The organism is Halochromatium sp. (assembly GCF_054919635.1).
Genome location: NZ_JBUDPI010000355.1, coordinates 1 through 3,829, shown reverse-complemented (window position 1 = coordinate 3,829; position 3,829 = coordinate 1). Strand labels below are relative to the sequence as shown.

Annotated in this window: 3 protein-coding genes; all 3 read right to left on the bottom strand. The window is 66.1% G+C overall.

Features of this window, described 5'->3' with window-relative positions:
- Positions 1-136 precede the first annotated feature (136 nt).
- Positions 137-1,087 carry a 1,4-dihydroxy-2-naphthoate octaprenyltransferase gene (gene menA / locus ACY693_RS16485; protein WP_462322900.1) on the bottom strand — a complete coding sequence of 317 codons (951 nt, stop codon included), beginning with the start codon at positions 1,085-1,087 and terminating at the stop codon, positions 137-139.
- A gap of 62 nt (positions 1,088-1,149) precedes the next feature.
- Positions 1,150-1,998 carry a 1,4-dihydroxy-2-naphthoyl-CoA synthase gene (gene menB / locus ACY693_RS16480; protein WP_462322899.1) on the bottom strand — a complete coding sequence of 283 codons (849 nt, stop codon included), beginning with the start codon at positions 1,996-1,998 and terminating at the stop codon, positions 1,150-1,152.
- Between the two features lie 219 nt (positions 1,999-2,217).
- On the bottom strand, positions 2,218-3,829 hold a 1,612-nt coding region (locus tag ACY693_RS16475), incomplete at its 5' end, for a hypothetical protein (protein ID WP_462322898.1).

Genomic DNA, 3,829 nt, shown 5'->3' with positions numbered 1-3,829 from the left:
TCACTAAGGCGTTTTCGGTCGAAGCTGATAACGCCTTGCTGGTCTTTTCGCTCGCCTTCTTGATCGCGCCGCCGGTCAGATCGCTCGGCTTGCGCACCGCGATCGCCTAGGGTACGGGGGGCTGGATTGGCTCAACTCACCAGGCGTCGAGCAGCAACCCCAGTCCCAACAGCAGGGTCAGGACCAGCTGATACTGGCCGGTGCGAGCCAGCAGCTGATTCAGCGCGCGCCCCTCGGTGCGCCAAAGCTGGCGAATCAGCAGCGCCGCCAGCGGCAGCGCCAGCAGCAGCGGCCAGCCGTGCAGTGGCAGACCGCCCAGCATCAGCAGCGGAATGGGCGTCAGCAGCAACGCCGCATAGACCCACCGAGCGGCGGGGCGCCCGAGCAGGTGGCAGAGCGTGTGCCGACCGGCAATGCGATCGGTCTTAAAGTCGCGATAATTATTCAGCAGCAGCACGGCCGCAGCGGGCAGGCCCAGCGCGATGCCGAGGGTGATGGCCTGCACCGAGAGCGTCAGCGTCTGCAGGTAGTAGGTGCCCGCCACCGCGGCGATGCCAAAGAATGCGAGCACGAACAGCTCGCCAAAAGGTCCATAGGCAATCGGCTTGGGGCCGCTGGTGTATGCATAGCCGGCGCTGATGGCGGCGACGCCGAGCGCGAAGATCGGCCAGCCACCGCGAAGCACCAGCAACAGCCCAAGCAGAAAGCTGGTCAGGAACACGAGATGCGCGGCGCGTTTGACCTGTGCCGCGGTGAACCAGCCTTGCGCCGCGGCCCGTGGCGGACCGAGCCGATCGGCGGTATCGGTGCCACGCTCGAAATCGGCGGCATCGTTGTGCAGATTGGTGCCGATCTGGATACCGGCTGCGGCGATCAGGGTCGCAAGCGCAGTGAAGAAGGCCAACTGCCCGCTTTGGGCCAACGCCAGAAAGAGACCGGCCAGCACCGGCGAGAGCGCCAACGGCAGGGTACGCGGGCGCGCCGCCTCGATCCAGCGTCGCAGTCTCAGTCTGGGTGCTACCGCGCCGGTCGCTTGCTCCGGCTCTTGTTCCGGCTCTTGCTCCTGCTCAAGGGTCGTCGGGGCCATATCGATCGCCTGTGGATGCCGAGTCATACCAGGAGCCTTGCTCTGGTGGGTCAAGAAGAACGCTAGGGCCGGCGCCGAAACGGACCAAAGTTCGGTGGCCGTTTCTCGAGGAAGGCATCGCGGCCCTCCTGGGCTTCCGCCGTCTGATAGAACAATCCGGTGGCATTGCCGGCCAGCTCCTGGATGCCGGCCAAGCCATCACTATCGGCATTGAACGCGGACTTGAGCAATCGCAGGGCGGTCGGTGAATGGCGCAGCATCTGCCGACACCAATCGACCGTGGTCGCCTCCAGCTCGGCAATGGGCACCACGGCATTAACCAGGCCCATCTGCAAGGCTTCTTCGGCGCCGTACTGGCGGCACAGGAACCAGATCTCCTTGGCGCGCTTGAGGCCGATGGTGCGCGCCATCTGACCGGCGCCGAAGCCAGCATCGAAGCTGCCGACCTTGGGGCCGGTCTGGCCGAAGCGGGCGTTCTCGGCAGCAATGCTGAGATCGCAGATCAGGTGCAGCACATGACCACCGCCGATCGCGTAACCGGCCACCATCGCCACCACCGGCTTCGGCAGACTGCGGATCTGGCGCTGCAACTCGAGCACGTTCAGGTGCTCGGTGCCGGCCGCATCGCGATAGCCGCCATCACCGCGAATGCGCTGATCGCCACCTGAGCAGAAGGCCAGCTCGCCAGCACCGGTGAGGATGATGACGCCGACCTCGGGATCGAGATGCGCCCGATGGAAGGCATCGATCAGCTCGAGCACCGTCTCCGGTCGGAACGCGTTGCGCACCTCCGGACGATTGATCGTGATCTTGGCGATGCCTTCGGCGCGATGCATCAGGATGTCCTGATAGCCCGGCTCGGTCACGGCCTCCCACGCGATCGGTGGACGCGGGTTCTGGTCTTCGCTCATCGCTCAGCTCTCTCCTCTGCTCGCCAGCAAGCCATGGCAGCTTGGCCTTGCCGTGGAGCTTATCAATTCAGTTCTCGACAGGCTCAGCCGTCAAGCGCCATCTGCCGTGGACATGATCGGCATGCAGTGAGCACTTAGCGCGTTATGCAGCCATCAATCGAGCCGCACGAGGAAACGATGCAAGCGGCCGGTTTGCAAGCCCAATATCCGTCATTCAGACTAAGGTTTGTCTGGAAACGATTCTGCGCGCACCTGCTCCCAGAATGCCAGATGCGCCTGACGACTCTGCTCGGGATCGATCACGCACTCGATCAGGCCCGCCCCCAACCCGACCTCTGCCAACGCAGCCTCCAGTCCGGCGCTATCCTCGACCCGCCAATGGCGCAGTCCAGCCAAGGCCGCCAGCGACGCGAGATCAACGCGCTGTGGCGTCTGCCAGAGGCGCTCGAAGCCCACGAGTCGATGCTGTGGCAGATAGTCGAAGATATGGCCGCCACCATTATTCAGCACCAGCAGCGGGCGGTCGAGCCGGTCCGCCAGCAAGAGACCGCTGAGATCGTGGCACAGCGAGAGATCACCGGCCAGCCCCCAACAGGGGAGCCCGGCCTGCTGGAGACCGGCCAGCGTCGAGAGGTAGCCATCGATGCCACTGGCACCGCGATTGCCGAGCAGAGTGACCTGGGCCCCGCCAGCGCGCCACCAGGTATCGAGCTGGCGGATCGGCATCGAGTTGGCGCAGAACAGGGCCTCACCGTCGGGAATCGCCGCTTTCAGCGTCGCAATGATCTGAGGCTCGCTCCAGCTTGGGCTTTGACTTGATCCGCTGCTTGGGCTCCGGCCTGCCCCCCCGCTCGATCCCCCGCTCGATCCCCCGCTCGCCCACCGGCTCGATTCCCAGCTCGACGCGGGGCCCGCCTGCTGGAGTCGTTGATCGACGAGTCGCCAGCTCTGCTGCTCGGCGGCCTGCCATCGCGCCAGCCAATCGGGGCGGGGCTCAACCAGACCTTGAAGCCGGAGCGCATCGCAGACCGCCGCCGCCGGAAGCTCGAGCTGTAGCAACGCATCATGGCTCGGATCAGACCAAACCCCGGATTCGGAGACCAAGATCGCCGGCACCCCCTCGAGCCATTGGCCAAGCACCTTAGAGATCGGCGCCCGGCCGATGCGCAGCACCCAGTCCGGGCGCAGCGCCTGGGCCAGAGCCGGATTGCGCAAGAAGCTGTCGCAAGCGCTGATGCGCGGCTCGGCGATGGATTGTGCGCTCGAGCCCGCATCAGCCCTGCTGGGCGCTGGACTAGCCTCTGGGTCGGAGCCAGTGCCAGTGCCAGTGCCGCTGCCGGCGCGCAGCCCAGAGAGCGGGTCGACCAGCACCGGCAAGGCGAGCGCGTTGGCGCAAAGCCAGAGACTCGGTGCCAAGCGCATCCCCGATTCGCCGCTCACTGGCGTCGACAGCTCCGAGCCGGGGCCGCACAGGATCAGGCCGCGCCCCGCTGGCCAGCTGGAGAGCGCCGTCTCGAGCCCAATGCTCGCGAGCGTGGCCCTCGGGCTCGAGGCGACAGATTGTCCGTCCACTGTCTCGGCTGCCTGCGATGCCGTCGTGGCGGTAGGGACAGCGGCCTTGGCGGCGGTGCAGTCTGGCCCGGGCACCAAGGGCTCATCGAAGGGCAGGTTCAGGTGCACCGGCCCCGCGCGTCTGCCACAGCTGACCAGCGCGGCGCGGCGACCCAAGGCCCACTGAGCCTTGAGCGCAGCCGCCAATGCGCGATCTAGCGCGCTATCCAAGCCTGGCTTCAAGCCTGCGTTCAAGCCTGAGGCCAAGCTCGAGGATCGA